The sequence below is a fragment of the Alkalibacterium sp. s-m-28 genome (assembly GCF_054658175.1).
Genome location: NZ_BAAGIQ010000050.1, coordinates 1 through 15,867 on the forward strand (window position 1 = coordinate 1; position 15,867 = coordinate 15,867).

The 15,867-nt window shown below is 41.6% G+C and carries 14 protein-coding genes and 1 tRNA gene; 13 read left to right on the forward strand and 2 right to left on the reverse strand.

Annotation, left to right across the window (positions count from 1 at the left end):
• The first annotated feature begins 261 nt into the window (after positions 1-261).
• The 6 genes from mltG to ACYQ4S_RS07790 all read left to right on the forward strand — a co-directional run bounded on the left by mltG (position 262) and on the right by ACYQ4S_RS07790 (position 5,265).
• Positions 262-1,347, forward strand: a complete 1,086-nt coding sequence (mltG, locus tag ACYQ4S_RS07765; protein WP_346024602.1) for an endolytic transglycosylase MltG — start codon at positions 262-264, stop codon at positions 1,345-1,347.
• Positions 1,348-1,427: 80 nt separating this feature from the next.
• Positions 1,428-2,066: a uridine kinase gene (gene udk / locus ACYQ4S_RS07770; protein ID WP_091268691.1), complete on the forward strand. Its 639-nt coding sequence runs from the start codon at positions 1,428-1,430 to the stop codon at positions 2,064-2,066.
• 158 nt (positions 2,067-2,224) lie between these two features.
• Positions 2,225-2,698 (forward strand): transcription elongation factor GreA, encoded by a 474-nt coding sequence (greA, locus tag ACYQ4S_RS07775; RefSeq protein ID WP_459770431.1) that lies wholly within the window; start codon positions 2,225-2,227, stop codon positions 2,696-2,698.
• A gap of 140 nt (positions 2,699-2,838) precedes the next feature.
• Positions 2,839-3,576, forward strand: coding sequence for a cell wall-active antibiotics response protein LiaF (gene liaF / locus ACYQ4S_RS07780; RefSeq protein ID WP_346024603.1), 738 nt, complete (start codon positions 2,839-2,841; stop codon positions 3,574-3,576).
• Positions 3,573-4,616 (forward strand): sensor histidine kinase, encoded by a 1,044-nt coding sequence (locus ACYQ4S_RS07785; protein ID WP_346024604.1) that lies wholly within the window; start codon positions 3,573-3,575, stop codon positions 4,614-4,616. Before liaF ends, ACYQ4S_RS07785 begins: the two co-directional genes overlap by 4 nt.
• 13 nt (positions 4,617-4,629) lie before the next feature.
• Complete coding sequence (locus tag ACYQ4S_RS07790; RefSeq protein WP_091478913.1) at positions 4,630-5,265, forward strand: response regulator transcription factor; 636 nt, start codon at positions 4,630-4,632, stop codon at positions 5,263-5,265.
• 58 nt (positions 5,266-5,323) lie between these two features.
• On the opposite strand, the gene rnjA is transcribed toward ACYQ4S_RS07790, so the two are convergent.
• Positions 5,324-6,994 (reverse strand): ribonuclease J1, encoded by a 1,671-nt coding sequence (gene rnjA, locus ACYQ4S_RS07795; protein WP_459770419.1) that lies wholly within the window; start codon positions 6,992-6,994, stop codon positions 5,324-5,326.
• A 238-nt stretch (positions 6,995-7,232) separates the two neighbouring features.
• Between rnjA and ACYQ4S_RS07800 the strand changes: the two genes are divergently transcribed.
• The 3 genes from ACYQ4S_RS07800 (at position 7,233) to ACYQ4S_RS07810 (ending at position 9,583) form a co-directional block, all read left to right on the forward strand.
• Positions 7,233-8,021, forward strand: a complete 789-nt coding sequence (locus ACYQ4S_RS07800; RefSeq protein WP_346024605.1) for a Cof-type HAD-IIB family hydrolase — start codon at positions 7,233-7,235, stop codon at positions 8,019-8,021.
• A 108-nt stretch (positions 8,022-8,129) separates the two neighbouring features.
• A tRNA-Ala gene (locus tag ACYQ4S_RS07805) sits at positions 8,130-8,202 on the forward strand.
• Between the two features lie 43 nt (positions 8,203-8,245).
• Complete coding sequence (locus ACYQ4S_RS07810; RefSeq protein ID WP_459770421.1) at positions 8,246-9,583, forward strand: DUF1576 domain-containing protein; 1,338 nt, start codon at positions 8,246-8,248, stop codon at positions 9,581-9,583.
• Between the two features lie 104 nt (positions 9,584-9,687).
• On the opposite strand, the gene def is transcribed toward ACYQ4S_RS07810, so the two are convergent.
• Complete coding sequence (def, locus tag ACYQ4S_RS07815) at positions 9,688-10,263, reverse strand: peptide deformylase (RefSeq protein ID WP_459770423.1); 576 nt, start codon at positions 10,261-10,263, stop codon at positions 9,688-9,690.
• Positions 10,264-10,706: 443 nt separating this feature from the next.
• Between def and pdhA the strand changes: the two genes are divergently transcribed.
• The 4 genes from pdhA to lpdA all read left to right on the forward strand — a co-directional run bounded on the left by pdhA (position 10,707) and on the right by lpdA (position 15,697).
• The gene (pdhA, locus tag ACYQ4S_RS07820; protein ID WP_459770425.1) at positions 10,707-11,813 is read left to right on the forward strand and encodes a pyruvate dehydrogenase (acetyl-transferring) E1 component subunit alpha; all 1,107 of its coding nucleotides are present in this window, start codon (positions 10,707-10,709) and stop codon (positions 11,811-11,813) included.
• Between the two features lie 2 nt (positions 11,814-11,815).
• Positions 11,816-12,793, forward strand: a complete 978-nt coding sequence (locus tag ACYQ4S_RS07825) for an alpha-ketoacid dehydrogenase subunit beta (protein ID WP_459770427.1) — start codon at positions 11,816-11,818, stop codon at positions 12,791-12,793.
• Between the two features lie 126 nt (positions 12,794-12,919).
• Positions 12,920-14,278, forward strand: a complete 1,359-nt coding sequence (locus tag ACYQ4S_RS07830; protein ID WP_459770428.1) for a dihydrolipoamide acetyltransferase family protein — start codon at positions 12,920-12,922, stop codon at positions 14,276-14,278.
• A gap of 12 nt (positions 14,279-14,290) precedes the next feature.
• Positions 14,291-15,697, forward strand: a complete 1,407-nt coding sequence (lpdA, locus tag ACYQ4S_RS07835; RefSeq protein WP_459770430.1) for a dihydrolipoyl dehydrogenase — start codon at positions 14,291-14,293, stop codon at positions 15,695-15,697.
• Positions 15,698-15,867: the final 170 nt, after the last annotated feature.

The window sequence follows — 15,867 nt, forward strand, 5'->3', positions numbered from 1 at the left end:
TTTAGTTTCACTAAACCAACTGGCAGAGTCTGCTTACTTAAGATATTGAACCGCCGTATACGGAACCGTACGTACGGTGGTGTGAGAGGACGGTAAATAAATTAATTATTTACCCCCTACTCGATTGAACTGAATTTCAAAATATTGGTTAACTCTCTTTTATGCTTATGGGCACAAGCTAGCCAAAATAAATGTTTCGCTTGTATTGCAATTTGTGTATAATGATAGAGATAACTTACACAGGTAAAGGATGGACAGTTTATGCCCAACAGACAATCTACTCAAACAGTAAGGAAAATTGTTCTGAGTATTGTTTCTATATTAATCATACTACTGATTATACTAGTGGTATCGGGGTATCATTATTATACGACCTCCCTGGAACCACTGGAAGCTGAAAGCAATGAGGATGTTCCTGTTGAGATTCCCATCGGATCATCAAGAACGGATATTGCACGTATTCTGGAAGAAAACAACATCATTCGAAGCGCCTTTGTCTTCAATTACCATTTGAGATTCACGGGTGAAGAAGGGTTTCAGGCCGGGTACTACTTATTCTCTCCATCAATGTCGACTGATGAAATCGTCACCTATTTGCAGGAAGGCGGTACTCCGATAACAGAAGAGTCAACGGGCAGGCTAACTATTCCCGAAGGCTACACGATCGAGCAGGTAGCCATTGTCGTTGAGAATCAGACTGAGTATACTATCGAGGAATTCTTCGAACTGGTAGAAGATGATGCGTTTCTTGAAGCATCAGCGGAACGGTATCCTCAATTGCTTGAAGGAGCCCTGGACCTGAGAGAAGAAACGCTCTATACACTTGAAGGCTACCTTTACCCCGCTACTTATGAAGTATTTGCAGATACTACGCTAGAAGAACTGGTGACCCAGATGCTTGGAAGAATGAACCAAGTTATGGAGCAGTATTATGCGGAAATAGAGGAAAGAGAAACCACAGTGCACGAAATACTTACGATGGCCTCTTTCATAGAACGTGAAGGAATAACTTATGAAGACCGGGAACTCATTTCAGGAGTATTCTATAACCGCCTGGAAATCAACATGCCTCTTCAGACCGATGTGAGTGTCACTTACGCGTTGGGAGAACACCAGGAACGGATCACATATGATGATCTTGAAGTGGACTCGCCGTACAATTTGTATAAACACAGAGGATTAGGACCTGGGCCGGTCAATAACCCGGATGAAGAGTCCATTAGGGCAAGTATGAACCCGGCTGAGACAGATTACATGTTTTTCCTGGCAGATCTATCTACTAGGAAGATATATTTTTCTGAGACATACGAACAGCACCTTGAATATCAAAACAAATATTTAAGATAATAAAAAAGCATTGAGTTCACAAGAGCTCAGTGCTTTTCTTGAGAAAACCATTTAAATAGAAACAGGGAAGGAATTAAAGCATGGACGATAAGCATAAACCAATAGTCATAGGTGTAACAGGAGGTTCTGGAAGTGGAAAAACCAGTGTCAGTCAGGCGATATACAACTATTTCCCTGGGAAGTCCATAATGATGCTGGAACAGGATTCTTATTATAAAAATCAGGATCATTTAAGTTTTGAAGAAAGACTAAAAACCAATTATGATCATCCGTTTGCCTTTGATACTGACCTGCTGATCAATCATCTGAACGAGCTACTAGGTTATAATAGTATCGAAAAACCTGTGTATGATTATACAAAACATACGAGAAGTGGAGAGACAATCACTCAGGATCCTAAAGAAGTAATTATTCTGGAAGGCATACTTATCCTTGAAGATGTCCGCTTAAGAAACCTAATGGATATCAAGCTGTATGTTGATACAGATGACGATATCAGGATCATTCGTCGTATTAAGAGGGACATTGAAGAACGTGGAAGAACACTGGACAGTGTCATCGACCAGTATCTGACAGTGGTCAAACCCATGCATGCTCAATTTATCGAACCAACGAAAAAATATGCAGATCTGATCATCCCTGAAGGGGGAAGAAACCAGGTAGCGATCGATTTAATGACTACAAAGATTCATACAATATTTGAAGAGCGTTCCCTTTGATTAGGGTCGCTTAATTCTTAAAAACGCTTTACAACGTCATATGTTCGTGGTATCTTAGTTCCATTGAGAAATTAGTTGACAGCTCTTTCTTAAATTATTTTAACAATTGATTCTAAACAGTAAGGTATAAAAGTATTTTTTATGAGGTGAATGAAATGATGACAGAAAAAGTCTATCCAATGACATTAGAAGGAAAAGAAAAGTTAGAAAATGAATTGAACGAACTGAAAACGGTAAAACGTAAAGAGGTCGTTGAGCGAATAAAAATTGCCAGAGGATTCGGAGACCTGTCAGAGAACTCTGAATACGAATCTGCGAAAGATGAACAGGCATTTATTGAAGGGCGTATCAGTACGATCGAAAACATGCTTCAGAATGCACAGATCATCGACAGCTCCAATTCTAAGGAGGGTGAAGTCACTCTTGGACGTTCAGTTATCTTTAAAGAACTGCCGGACGGAATCGAGGAAGAGTACACAATCGTTGGAAAAGCAGAAGCAGATCCATTTTCAGGTAAAATTTCCAATGAATCTCCTATAGCGCAGGCGCTTTTAGGGAAGACAGTCGGAAACAAAGTCCAGATCAATACACCTGGTGGAACAATGGAAGTTGAAATCACAAACGTATTTTGATTATCAGGGCTGAAAGGAGAGATTTCCTCTTCTTTCAGCCCTTTTTTATCCAACCTGAGCCTGATTTTTCATTGAAGCTAGTGCTATTAAGCTGCTATTTAGTTATACTGTAACTATAACAAAGAGGAGGGGAGCTGCTCATGAGTTCTTCAATTTACAGATCGATCATGATTTTACTTTTCGTCTGGCTGTTCTATCAGCTATTTAATACGTGGATGCTTCTCCTGTTCTTTATTGCCGGGTTGTTCTTTCTCCTGCTATACAAGTTCTCAAGGACTGACGACGGGAAAAAGTCACAGTGGCTCTGGACAAGTGTAGTGTTTTTTGCTTTGTCACTTGTATTTACCAGTGCCTTCTGGGCCATTATCAGTGTGTTTCTTATAGTAGAGTTCAACTCTGACAGTAAACTTTCACGTACTATAAGGGATCCTTTATTTCGAAGAAATAAATACTGGCATGAGAAGGAGTTTATATCAGTAGAATGGGATGAAGAGACTGAAACAGAAATGAAGTTTACGAGAAACAGATGGTTCGGTGACGACTCGGAAGGAAAAAAAGTTTTCGAGTGGAACGACAAGAATTTTACAAAGATGATGGGAGATACTTTCTTTGATTTAGGTAATACTATTTTACCCAAAAAAGAAAATACTATTATCATCAGAAAAGGGTTTGGAGACACAAAAGTCATTGTCCCCAAGGATGTCGCGCTGTCTCTAGATATCAGTCTGACTCTGGGAAAACTGGTTATCGATACAGAAGAATATGACCTCAAGAATGAAACCATAAAGTGGCAGTCGAAGGATTATCAGTCTTCACTTAGAAAGTTGAGGATCGTGGCCAATACGCTTGTCGGTGAAGTAGAGGTGATTTATTTATGAAAAAGTCTCTATCTTTACTGGCAAAATTTTTTATTCTGTATCTGTTTACCTTAGTATTCATAACTATTTTCATTCTGCTCTTCCTATCAGAAAATCAGTGGATAAGCGTATTTTACCAGGCGAATTTCATTGGTATTTCGCTGATCGTTTACCTGATACTTTTCTCATTTGTTCTGTCTGTCAGTACGCTTACTTATCTAAGAGCTTTTGAGAGAAAGAAACTGAGGAAAGTCGAAGAAGGACTAAGAATGATGAGCCAAGGTCATTATTCCGCCTCAATTTTTTTAAATATGTACTCATTGGATACACCGCTGCAGGTGAGCGAAGAAGTCGACAGGCAGTTTCTCAACCTGCATGAAAAACTGATGTTCATGGCAGATCAGGCTTTAAGAAATGCTCAGGAATCCGGCGGAGTGAGCAGTGAAACGAAAGAGGAAATCCTGGAGCAGGAACGGCATCGTATTGCCAGAGAACTGCATGATTCAGTAAGCCAGCAGCTGTTCGCATCCTCAATGATGCTGTCTGCAGTGAATCAGCAGATAGATAACTGTCCTGATTCGATCATCAGACAGCTCCAGATGGTTGAACAGACGATAAATGCCTCACAGACCGAAATGAGGGCTCTGCTTCTTCATCTCAGACCGATCCAGCTTGACGGTAAATCATTGAAGGAGGGGATAGAACAGCTGTTGAAGGAACTGGGAGGGAAGATAGATATCGTTATCCACTACTCAATCGATTCGATTACAATGGCTCAGACCATGGAAGACCACTTTTTCAGGATCATTCAGGAGCTGTTGTCCAATGTACTCAGACATGCCAAAGCAAAGGAACTGGAAGTCTATTTGACAAAAAACGGAGATACGGTACAGTTAAGTGTTATCGATGATGGCGTCGGTTTTAAAGTGGAAGATAAGAAAGCAGGCAGTTACGGACTACATAATATAAGAGAACGAATCGAAGGCATGGGTGGGAATGTGAGAATCATTTCACTTAAAAATGTCGGCACACGAATTGAGATCAATGTACCAATAGTATAGAGGAGGAAACTATGTGATACGGTTGTTGTTAGTAGATGATCATGAAATGGTACGTCTTGGGTTGTCATCCTTTTTTTCAGTACAGGATGATTTTGAAGTGGTGGGTGAAGCCGAGAATGGAAAAGTAGGAGTAGAGCTTGCCCTTCAGGAGAAGCCGGACATTATTCTAATGGACCTGGTTATGGAAGTAATGGACGGAACGGAAGCTACCCAGCAGCTTATGGGACAATGGCCGGAGGCTAAAATTATAATCCTGACGAGTTTCATTGATGATGAAAAAGTGTACCCGGCAATGCAGGCTGGAGCTTGTGGCTACATTCTTAAAACATCTACGGCTCAGGAAATAGCAAAAGCTGTCAGAGATACTTATAATGGGCATAATTATATCGAGGACGAAGTCAGTACGATCATGGAGGAGAAGAAAGAAGAATCTTTGAAGCATTATCCGCATGAACTTCTGACTAACAGAGAGAATGAAGTGGTTCAGCTTATTTCCAAGGGGTATACCAATCAGGAAATAGCGGATGAGCTTTTCATCACTCTAAAGACAGTCAAGACGCATGTATCAAATATATTGTCGAAGCTGGATGTGGAAGATAGAACTCAGGTGGCAATATATGCGTTCAGACATGACCTGGTCAAAGAGTAGCCGATTTTAAACAATAAAAAAAGTGAGCAGACATAATCATTGTCCGCTCACTTTTATTTTAATTTGTTAAGATAACTGGAAGGATGATTGGTCGTCTTTCAGTTTCTGCAAAGAGGAACTGCTTGATATCTTCGATCAGGTCGTTTCTCATTTTAAATTCATTGACAGTGTTGTGCTCGAACGACTTACGGATGCTCTTATAGGCTATTTTCTGTGCATTTTGAATGAGTTCTTCTGATTCTCTCATATAAATGAAGCCTCTTGAGATAATATCCGGTCCGGCAAGAACTTCTTTCTTTTTAGGATCGATTGTGGCGACGACTACAACTAGACCATTATCAGAAAGTATTTTTCTGTCCCTCAAGACAACGTTACCGATGTCTCCTATTCCACTTCCATCAACATAAACATCTTTAGCGTCAAAATCTCCGGCGCGTCTTGCACTGTTTTCAGTAAATGCGACGATTTGACCATTGTCCAGAACAAAACAGTTTTCTTCTGGTACGCCTGTTTTCTGCGCAAGAGAAGCGTGTATTTTCTGCATACGATGTTCGCCGTGAATAGGAACAAAGTATTTAGGCTTCATGAGTTGAAGCATCAATTTCTGCTCTTCCTGACCACCGTGTCCTGAAGTATGAATGTTATTGATTTTTCCGTGGATGACGTTTGCGCCCGCTTCAAGAAGCTGGTTGATGACACGGTTAACGCTGACAGTATTCCCGGGAATAGGAGAGCTGGAGAAAATAACTGAATCTCCAGGCTGGATGGAAATCTGTCTGTGTGTTCCGTTTGCGACACGACTGAGAGCTGCCATCGGCTCACCTTGAGATCCAGTACATAAGATCAGGATCTCATTATCCTTGTAACGTTTCAGTTCATTCGGGTGAATGAAAGTGCCTTCTTCTGCCTGGATATACCCAAGTTCCTGACCTGTCTCCATCGCATTGACCATACTTCTTCCAAATACGGCAATTTTTCTTCCAGTCTTGTTAGCCGCTTCGACAACTTGCTGGATTCGTGAAATATTTGAAGCAAATGTCGCAAAAATAATACGACCATCGATTTTCTTAAGAAGACTACGAATTGAATCTCCGACTACCTGTTCGGACTTGGTAAAGTTTGGAACTTCAGCATTGGTACTGTCAGACAGAAGGGCAAGAACACCTTCTTCTCCAATTTTAGCCATCTTGTGGATATTTGCGGGTTCTCCAACTGGTGTGAAGTCAAATTTAAAGTCCCCAGTCTGGACAATATTACCATTCGGAGTCTTCACAACGATACCGTATGATTCTGGCACACTGTGAGTAGTTCTGAAGAATGATACAGTAGTCTTTCTGAACTTGGTGACTGTATCTTCATTGACTTCGTGAAGTGTTGCAGAACGTAGCAGGTTGTGTTCGTTCAATTTATTCTTTATTAGAGCCAGAGCAAGTTTATTAGCATAGATAGGGATGTTAAGCTGCTTAAGAAGGAAAGGAATTCCTCCTACGTGATCCTCATGTCCATGTGTAATAAACAGCCCCTTGAGCTTGTCCTGATTTTCTATCAGATAGCTGTAATCGGGAATGACATAATCAATACCTAAAAGATCGTCTTCCGGGAACTTAATTCCTGCATCAATAAGAATGATCTCATCCTGGAATTGGACAGCATAGGTATTTTTTCCTATCTCATTCAGTCCTCCTAAGGCATAGACTGCCGTTTCATTGTTCTTGATATTTGGTTTCATATTAAATGTCTCCTTATAATGTTTGATTTCAGTATGCTAATGAATACTTACAAAAATATGATAAATCTCATCAGGTCTGTTTAGTGGGTACTAGCCACTGCTATAAATATATTACCATAATGAAAATAATAAGTATAGGAAGGCAAGCCGTCATCATCCAAACAAACTACGAATTAAGCATTGAGTAAATGTAGTTTTATGTATATAGTAAGAGAATAGCAGTAAAAAAAGGAAGTGTATGGTAGATATGACAAGCAGGAAACTATTCGTATTCGATATTGACGGCACTCTACTGGATGAACATAAGCAGCTTCCCGAAAGTACGAGACAGGCAGTCAAGAAACTGGCCGAAAACTACGAAGTGGCTATTGCGACTGGCAGGAACCGCACGATGGCTTCAGAAGTCATTAAGGAACTGGCTATTGAAAACTATATCGTCTGCAACGGTGCAGCCGCATATTACAAGCACGATTCAATCTATACCAATTCTCTGAACAAAGATGAGCTCGATCGTCTAATTACCATGGCTGATGATAATGGCCATCAGATGGTCTATGAGACGGTAGATGAACTAAGAAGACGAAGTAGTCAGCCAAATGAACGCATGGAGAAAGGGATGGCTCATGTAGGGTTTCCAGTACCGGAACAGAATCATGACTATCACGAAAAGTACCCATTAGTGCAGTGTCTGATCTTTTACTCAGAAGAAGAAGCCTCTTTATATGAAGAGGGACAGTTCGATCATTTCAGATTTGTAAGGTGGCACGAAACAGGAGTAGATGTCCTGCCTGCTGGAGGATCCAAGTTTTCGACTATCGAGCGTCTGGCGAAACAACTCAATATCAGCAATGACAATATCGTAGCTTTCGGTGATGGGTTTAATGATCTGGAGATGATTGAAAATGCTGGAACAGGAGTAGCGATGGGGAATGCGGAAGACGACGTAAAGAAAGTTGCTGATCTTGTTACAGCAAGCAGTAGTCAGAATGGGATTCAGCTGGCTCTTGAAAAATTGGGCTATCTTTGATTTGATTTTGTGTCGATCTTGTGAAAAATGACTGGGAAACCAGTCTTTTTTCAATGATTTTGTAGACAAAAGTAGGTCCTATGGGTAATAATAAGTAAGTATGACACAGGGGGTATAGCTCAGTTGGGAGAGCGCTTCGCTGGCAGCGAAGAGGTCGTCGGTTCGAGCCCGTCTATCTCCATTCAATTATTTAGCGAAACTACGCTAAGGAAAGAGGAATTGATGTGATATCTGAAAACCAGCTGCATATTACTCAATACACAGTCATACCACAGAATGTGAAGTATGGCTTTCTATTTAGTCTGGCACTGTTATTTGCTTCTCTGGCATTCTTATTCAATACCCCTCAGGAAATCATCACTGGACAGATTACGATCTTAACTTCTCCAGCCAATCTGACAACCGATTATTTTGCACTTTCAAACGTAGGCGCTACGCTTTTTAATTCTGCATTATTGACAGCGCATTCTATTGGTATAATCCGCCTGACGCGGGCGAAAGTCAACGGTCCGATTATTGCCGCTGTCTTTACAGTAGCTGCCTTTTCATTTTTTGGTAAAAACCTGTATAATTCCATGCCGATCGTTCTGGGTGCTTTTGCTTATGCAAGGGTAACGGAAGTCCCGGCAGAGAAATCCTTGCTGGCCGCTTTATTCGGGACAGCACTTGGACCGCTGGTGAGTGAAGTGACATTCAATATAGGTCTGCCGCTCCCGTTGGGTATTTTTTATGGATACTTAGTCGGATTTGTTGCTGGCTTTATCCTTCCGCCTCTGGCTAAGCACTTTGTCGGGTTTACAAAAGGTTTCAGTGTCTACAACGTTGGTTTCACCAGCGGTATAGTTGGAACAATTTTTACCTCACTTCTGAGAAGTACTGGTAGAGACATTGAACCCGTTTCAATGATATCCAGCGGAAACAATCAGCCATTTACTATCATTTTTTTAACTTTGTTTACTCTGATGCTAGTAGGGGGGCTGTATTTAAATTCCTGGACGCTGAATGGTTATGGCGCACTGATCAAGCATTCCGGCCAGCTGTCCACTGACTTTCTGACTACCAACGGATTCAGTGTTACCCTGATCAATATGGCACTGCTAGGTTTTGTCTCGACATTTTATGTGCTGTTTCATGGCGGAGAAATAAACGGACCGGCTATTGGTGGGATACTTACAGTTGTCGGGTTCGGTGCATTCGGGAAACACCTTCGCAATGTTCTTCCTATTCTCATAGGGGTCACCTTGATGGGATATATCAATGGATACGACATGAGTGCAACATCGGTAGTGATCGCAGGGTTGTTCGGGACGACGATCGCGCCTATAGCAGGTCGCTACGGCACGCTGATCGGTATTCTTGCCGGCGCACTTCACCTTAGTGTCGTCAGCAATACAGGGTATCTGCACGGTGGGATCAATTTATATAATAACGGGTTTGCAGGAGGCTTCGTAGCAGCCATTATGATTCCTCTGCTGGAAGCAATTCAGTATCAGCAGCAGAAGAGAAGACAGCTGAGAGAACCGGTGGATCCTGCGGAAGAAATTAGAGTAGAGGAACGCTGATTTATAATTTAACCTAAATTGAAAAGACGATAGTTCTTCCAGCTTAAAGAGGCCGGAAGGACTATCGTCTATTTACATTATTATTTAGGCAATTCACATTCATATTATTCTTCTACTGTACCTAGGACATCAATGTCATCTGGAAGTGCCAATGGATTTTCAGGATCGATTCGATCGTAGAACATGATGCCGTTCAGGTGATCGATTTCGTGCTGGACGACAATTGCCGGAAAATCTCTCAGTCGAATGCTCTGTTTTTTTCCGTCCAAGTCAAAGTAATCCACTTTAATCCGCTTGTGTCTCGGGACATAGCCTGGAACTTCGCGGTCGACAGACAGGCAGCCTTCTCCATCTGACAGGCAAGTCTGCTGGACAGAATGACTGATGATTTTAGGGTTGATCATCACAGCGCTGAACTCGGGGGTGCTGTCTTCTTCGTCTGCCGAAGGGACATGTACAGCAATCAGCCTTTTAGATACATCGACCTGGGGAGCTGCGATTCCCACTCCAGGTCTCAATTCATACTTTTCAGCAAGATCAGGGTCCTGACTGTTCTTTAAAAACTGAAGCATATCTTCTGCGAGCGACTTTACTTCAGGATCTAAAGGAAATTCAATTGTTTCAGCAATTTGTCTTAAAGTAGGGTGTCCTTCTCTAATGACATCTTTCATAGTTAACACGCATATAACCTCCAATGCTATTATTCTTTTCCTATTCTAACAAATATGAATAGGTCCCGCACCTCAAATATTCCTATAGTCAAAATAAAAGTATTCTAATAATAAATAGTGATCTGATTCACATGCGAAAAGCTGCTTATCCTTCCAATGATACAAAGACATAGCTCTAAGTTCTTTTATATAACAGATAAAATGCCTGTATTACTTTAACTCAATCAAGTTCCGGAGGGTATCGTATGAAAAAAGTATAACAGCGTGTTTGTTGTAGTTATCACAATGGGCTGTAATTGCTTTAATATCAAGGATTTATACTGCGACACTACATGAATATCGCTTGCATTAATTCATGAATCATGATAGATTTAGAAAGGAATGGATTAAAATGTAACAGGGGATATTATCTGTTATATTGAACTTTAAAAACAGAGAGGAATGGGTAATCTATGGCAAAGCAACCAGTTGATTACGAAGCATTACTAAGTACAATCGAAGCTTCGTTTCCGATGGTTCAAATTCTGGATAAAGATGGGAAAATCGTCAACGAAGACATTATGCCGGATTTATCTGATGATGAATTAGTAGAATTAATGAGAAGAATGGTGTGGTCACGTGTTCTTCATGATCGCTCAATGGCACTTGCCCGTCAGGGAAGACTAGGTTTCTATGCACCTACTATGGGGCAGGAAGCATCTCAGTTAGCAAGTCATTTTGCATTTAAGAAACAGGACTGGTTCTATCCTGGGTACCGTGATGTACCTCAGTTGATCCAACACGGTCTACCTGTATCACAGGCTTTTTTATGGTCTCGTGGACATGTAGAAGGAAACAATTATCCTGAAGATTTACACGCTATTCCACCTCAAATCATTATCGGTGCGCAATTTATTCAAGCAATGGGTAATGCCGTGGGACAGAAAATGGCTGGGAAAGAAGATGAAGTGACATTCACTTATACTGGTGACGGTGGATCTTCTCAAGGTGATGTATACGAAGGGATGAACTTTGCCGGACGTTACAAAGCACCTGTCGTATTCTTTATCCAAAACAATGGGTATGCGATTTCTACTCCTCGTGAGAAGCAGACTGCTGCTAAAACACTTGCTCAGAAAGCTGCTGCTGCAGGTATCCCTGGTGTTCAAGTTGATGGAATGGACCCACTTGCAGTATATGCTGTTACTAAACAGGCTCGTGAATGGGCTGCTGCAGGAAACGGACCAGTATTGATCGAAACAATCACGTCACGTTTCGGCCCTCACTCAACTTCAGGTGATGATCCTACACGTTACCGTGAACAGGAATCATTTGACTACTGGGAACAGAGAGATCCACTTATCCGCTTCCGTAACTTCCTGACTGAAAAAGGTCTGTGGTCAGAAGAACAGGAAGAAAAACTGATTGAAGAAACTAAAGAAGAAATCAAACAAGCTGCTAAAGAAGCAGATCAAGCTCCTAAGATGAAAATTTCAGACTTCCTGAAAAACATGTACAATGAGCCTGGTCAGAACATTACTGAGCAGATTGAGAAATACGAAGCAAAGGAGAGTAAATAATCATGGCGAATCTTACAATGATTCAAGCAATCACGGAAGCACTTGATCAGGAAATGGCCCGTGATGAAAAAGTCCTGGTTTTCGGTGAAGACGTAGGTAAAAACGGCGGAGTATTCCGTGCGACTCAAGGACTTTTCGACAAGTACGGTGAAGATCGCGTCAGTGATACTCCACTTGCTGAATCTGGTATCGGAGGAATGGCTTTTGGTTTAGCTGTTCAAGGTTTCCGTCCAGTTATGGAAATCCAGTTCTTCGGATTCGTATTCGAAGTAATGGATTCAATTGTTGGTCAAATGGCTCGTACCAGCTACCGTATGGGTGGAAAACTGCACCTTCCGGCAGTTGTTCGTTCACCATTTGGTGGAGGTGTACACACGCCTGAAATGCACGCAGACAGTCTTGAAGGACTAATGGCTCAGTCTCCTGGACTTAAAGTTGTTATCCCTTCAAACCCTTACGATGCAAAAGGTCTTCTAACTTCAGCAATCCGTGACGAAGATCCAGTTGTTTTCCTTGAGCACATGAAACTTTACCGTTCTTTCCGTGATGAAGTTCCTGAAGAACAGTACACTGTACCTCTAGGGAAAGCTGCTGTAGCTAAAGAAGGAACAGACGTAACAGTTGTAGCCTATGGTTACATGGTCCGTGAAGCATTGAAAGCTGCTGAACAGCTTGAAAAAGACGGCGTATCTGTTGAGGTGATTGACCTGCGTACTGTTTCTCCAATCGACTATGAAACTGTTGTAGCTTCTGTTGAGAAAACTGGTCGCATGGTCATGGTTCAGGAAGCTCAGCGCATGGCTGGAGTAGGAAACACGGTTATTTCTGAAGTGTCTCAACGTGCAATCCTTTCTCTGGAAGCACCTATCGGATTCGTTACAGCACCTGATACAGTTTATCCATTCGGACAAGCTGAAAACCAGTGGTTACCAAGTGCAACTGACATTACTGAAGCAATCAAAGAAGCAGTTGAATTTTAATATAATTTGATACAGTAACTCAAAAGGAACATTCTTTTTAACTCGATATAAGAGAATAGAAAGATTGTTCCTTATTGAGTAAAGTTAATTTCTTAAATGAAATCATTATAGAAGGGAAGAAAATTAATGGCTTTTACATTTAAACTCCCTGATGTTGGGGAAGGTATGGCTGAAGGCGAAATCGTTAGCTGGTTAGTTTCTGAGGGAGACACAGTTGAAGAAGGCGATTCGATTGCAGAAATCCAAAACGATAAATCAGTTGAGGAACTAGCTTCTCCAGTTGATGGAACAATCAAAAAATTCTTAGTTGAACCAGGTACAGTAGCTTCTGTAGGAGATCCAATCGTTGAGATCGACGCAGAAGGACATGAAGGTGGCGAGGAAGAAGCTGATTCAACTGAAGAAGTAGCTGAATCTGAAATGTCATCTGAAGAAACTGCTGCTGGAACAGAAGAAACAGATCCAGCAGGTTCAGAAGCTGCTACTTCCGGTGAGGTAGTTAAAACATCTGATCCGAATAAACGTGTACTGGCTATGCCATCTGTTCGACAATATGCGCGTGAAAAAGATGTAGACATCAGCCTGGTTGAAGCCACAGGTAAAGGTGGACGTACAACTAGAGACGATATCGACAGCTTCCTGCAAGGTGGCGGAGCATCTGCTGAATCTAAATCAGCTGATCAAGGGTCTTCTTCTGAAGAAGGTACTTCAACTGAAACTGAAAGCAAGCACATTCAACGTGTATCTTCAGAAGCGAAACCATTCAAATCTGGTCGTTCTGATGAAGAAACTAGAGAAAAAATGTCTACTACACGTAAAGCTATCTCTAAAGCAATGGTCAACAGTTCATTGACAATTCCTTCAGTATCATTGTTCGATGAAGTTGATGTAACTAAATTGATGGCTCATCGTACTAAATTCAAGACGATTGCAGCTGAGCAGGATGTTAAACTGACATTCCTACCATACGTTGTTAAAGCAATCATCTCAGTTATGAAGAAATTCCCAGCATTGAACTCATCTATCGATGATACAACTGATGAAGTGGTCTACAAAAACTACTTCAACATAGGTATCGCTGCAGATACTGAACAGGGATTATACGTACCAGTTGTTTCTGATGCTGACAAGAAATCAATGTTCGACATCGCTTCAGAAATTTCAGAACTTGGAGCTAAAGCTCACGAAGGTAAATTGAAATCCAGCGACATGGCTGACGGATCTATTTCAATTTCCAACATCGGTTCTGTTGGCGGCGGATGGTTCACACCAATCATCAACCACCCTGAAGTTGCTATTCTAGGCGTTGGCCGTATCGCTAAAAAAGCGATCGTAAACGACGAAGGTGAAGTTGTTGCTGCTCCAATGCTTGCATTGTCACTAGTATTCGACCACCGAGTAATCGATGGAGCGACAGGTCAGAAAGCTATGAACGAACTAAAACGTCTATTAGCAGATCCTGAATTATTATTAATGGAAGGATAAGGTGAATCGTAAATGGTAGTAGGAGATTTCGCAATTGAACTGGATACAGTAGTTATCGGCGCTGGACCTGGCGGATACGTAGCTGCAATTAGAGCTGCTCAAATGGGACAAAAAGTTGCTATTGTAGAAAAAGAATATATCGGTGGTGTATGCTTGAACGTTGGATGTATTCCATCTAAAGCATTGATCGCTGCTGGTCACAAATATCAGGATTCTCTTGATTCTACATCTTTTGGTGTATCATCTGAGAATGTAACGATCGACTTCGCCAAAACTCAGGAATGGAAGAACAATCAAGTTGTTTCTAAACTGACTAAAGGTGTTGAAGGTCTGCTTAAAAAGAATAAAGTTGAAATCCTTGATGGAGAAGCTTTCTTCGTTGATGAAAACACACTGCGTGTTATGGGTGAAGATAAAGCTCAGACTTATTCTTTCAATAACGCTATTGTGGCTACAGGAAGCCGCCCGGTTGAAATTCCAGGATTTAAATTCGGTGAACGCGTACTTGATTCAACTGGCGCACTGAACTTGTCTGAAATTCCAGGGAAAATGGCTATCGTCGGTGGTGGATACATCGGTTCTGAATTAGCAGGAGTATACGCTAACTTGGGTACTGAAGTCACTATCCTTGAAGGTCTGCCATCTATTCTAAACGGTTTTGACAAAGACATGGTCAAACTTGTTGAGAAGAACTTTAAATCTCGTGGTGTTGACATCGTAACTGATGCAATGGCTAAAGAAGCTGTTGTTTCAGATAACGGAGTGACAGTTAAATATGAAGCTAAAGGAGAAGAAAAATCTCTTGACGTGGATTATGTACTTGTTACTGTAGGACGTCGTCCAAACACTGACGAACTTGGTCTTGAGCAGGCTGGCGTTGAAGTTGGAGAACGTGGTCTGATCAAGGTTGACAATCAGGGACGTACGAACGTATCAAGCATCTGGGGCATCGGAGACGTTGTACCTGGACCTGCATTGGCTCACAAAGCCAGCTATGAAGCTAAAATCGCAGCGGAAGCTATCTCAGGCAAGAAAGTAGCGGTAGATTACCGTGCACTTCCTGCAGTAGCCTTCACTGATCCGGAAATTGCTTCTGTTGGTTTAACTGAAAGTGAAGCGAAAGAACAGGATATGGATATTAAAGTCACTAAATTCCCACTTGGCGGAAACGGACGTGCATTGTCTCTTAATGCTACTGAAGGATTTGTCAGACTGATCACTACCAAAGAAGATAATGTCATTGTAGGTGCTCAGGTTGCTGGAATCAGTGCTTCTGACATCATTGCTGAACTAGGTTTAGCTATTGAAAGTGGCATGAATGCTGAAGATATCGCATTGACTATCCACGGACACCCTTCTCTAGGTGAAACAGTTATGGATGCTGCAGAAGCGGCTTTAGGCTTACCAATCCACATGTAAGATTAAACATCTGGTTAGAAAGACCTTTAGTATGACTAAAGGTCTTTCTTTCGTGCGCCCGGCATGGGCGACAACTTGGTGGTGAAAGTCCACTACAGACTTGGCAGTAGGAACTGTTAGCGAAAGTCAAGGGTGTCCGCCGTGAGGCGGAATCTGAAGGAAGACGGACG

What these genes read in the sequence shown, in the direction of transcription:
- ACYQ4S_RS07830 (WP_459770428.1), top strand. Translation starts at nt 12,920, where the DNA reads ATGGCTTTTACATTTAAACTCCCTGATGTTGGGGAAGGTATGGCTGAA.
- rnjA (WP_459770419.1), bottom strand. Translation starts at nt 6,994, where the DNA reads ATGAAACCAAATATCAAGAACAATGAAACGGCAGTCTATGCCTTAGGA.
- ACYQ4S_RS07825 (WP_459770427.1), top strand. Translation starts at nt 11,816, where the DNA reads ATGGCGAATCTTACAATGATTCAAGCAATCACGGAAGCACTTGATCAG.
- ACYQ4S_RS07800 (WP_346024605.1), top strand. Translation starts at nt 7,233, where the DNA reads ATGGTAGATATGACAAGCAGGAAACTATTCGTATTCGATATTGACGGC.
- pdhA (WP_459770425.1), top strand. Translation starts at nt 10,707, where the DNA reads ATGGCAAAGCAACCAGTTGATTACGAAGCATTACTAAGTACAATCGAA.
- udk (WP_091268691.1), top strand. Translation starts at nt 1,428, where the DNA reads ATGGACGATAAGCATAAACCAATAGTCATAGGTGTAACAGGAGGTTCT.
- mltG (WP_346024602.1), top strand. Translation starts at nt 262, where the DNA reads ATGCCCAACAGACAATCTACTCAAACAGTAAGGAAAATTGTTCTGAGT.
- liaF (WP_346024603.1), top strand. Translation starts at nt 2,839, where the DNA reads ATGAGTTCTTCAATTTACAGATCGATCATGATTTTACTTTTCGTCTGG.
- ACYQ4S_RS07785 (WP_346024604.1), top strand. Translation starts at nt 3,573, where the DNA reads ATGAAAAAGTCTCTATCTTTACTGGCAAAATTTTTTATTCTGTATCTG.
- lpdA (WP_459770430.1), top strand. Translation starts at nt 14,291, where the DNA reads ATGGTAGTAGGAGATTTCGCAATTGAACTGGATACAGTAGTTATCGGC.
- greA (WP_459770431.1), top strand. Translation starts at nt 2,225, where the DNA reads ATGACAGAAAAAGTCTATCCAATGACATTAGAAGGAAAAGAAAAGTTA.